Source organism: Pseudomonas sp. PSB18 (assembly GCF_014596565.1).
GTDB lineage: Bacteria > Pseudomonadota > Gammaproteobacteria > Pseudomonadales > Pseudomonadaceae > Aquipseudomonas.
Genome location: NZ_NOIN01000026.1, coordinates 1 through 1,217 on the forward strand (window position 1 = coordinate 1; position 1,217 = coordinate 1,217).

1 protein-coding gene is annotated in these 1,217 nt (G+C 65.3%); it reads right to left on the reverse strand.

What is annotated here, in order from left to right:
• On the reverse strand, positions 1 to 1,217 hold a 1,217-nt coding region (locus tag CGA22_RS27000; protein ID WP_188258763.1), incomplete at both ends, for a filamentous hemagglutinin N-terminal domain-containing protein.

Sequence of the window (1,217 nt, forward strand, 5' to 3'; positions counted from 1 at the left end):
GTCCCGGCTTTGACAGTCGAGGCCTGCCCGGCGCTCAGGGTCCCGCCCTGGTTGTTCAGGGTTTGCGCCACGTTGGCCGTCAGGTTGCGGCTGGCGATCACGCTCTTGCCGCTGTTGTTGAGGCTTTGTGCGCTGAGGCTCACATCACCCGTGGCGTTACGGGTGGTATCCGCATTGACCCCGGCTTCGATGACGCCGTTGTTGGTCAACTGCCCACCGCTGCTCAAGCTGATCCGGTCACGGGCGGCGATGTTCTGCTGCACGTCCAGCGCGCCGCTGGTTTGCATGTTGACGCTGGCACCGTACACGGCACCTTGCACGTTGGCGCTGGCGGCCTTGGCGGTGACCGCACCGCTGGCTGAGGTGTCGGCCAGGCTCAGATGGCCGTTGGCGTCGAGCTGGATATCACCACCACTGGCGATCAGCTTGCCGTCCAGCTTCACGCCGACACCGGCCTCGGTACCCACCAGCTTGATGGCGCCTGCGTACATGCCGCCCAGGGCCGAGGAGTCGATGGCCAGCTGCGGTTTGGCGCTGCCGTCATCGGCACGGGCGGTGGCGTTGAGGGTGGCGGCGTCGACGTCGTTGCGGCCGGCGACGATGGTCAGGTTCTTGGCCTGGATCTCGGCGTTGATCTTGGCGCTGCGGGTGATGATTTCGAAGCGGTCGACATTGGTGGCGTTGAGACCCGCCCCTTCGACGGTAACGCTGCCCTGGTCGACCTGATAGCGACTCACCTGGCCGTTTTCCACCACCGGTTTGCCGGTGGTCAGGGTCGCCTGGGGGGTGTTGATGAAGCCGCAACCGTTGCAGGTAATGCCGTAGGGGTTGGCCACGATGACGTGAGCCGACTGCCCCGCCACCTCGGTGTAGCCACGTAACTGGCTCGGGCTACCGCCGTTGACTTCGTTGAGGATGGTGGTGGCGGCGGCGCCGTTGAGGTTCGGGTTGCCGAGGATGATCCCGCCCAGTTGCGTGGACTGGGTGCGGGACGTGGCGTTGTTGAGGATCACGCCGTTGCTGCCGACGTTGTAATCCGTGAACTGGTTGTGGGACAGACCGCTGCCGTTGGGCTTGGCGATGTTGACGATCGGCACACCGTTGCCTGCCTGACCGAGGCTGGTGCCCGGCGCACTGACGACGATGCCGTCGGCCTGAGCCCACATCGGTTGCCAGAACATGACGTTGGCCAACAGGAACGCCAGGCCGCGCTTGGG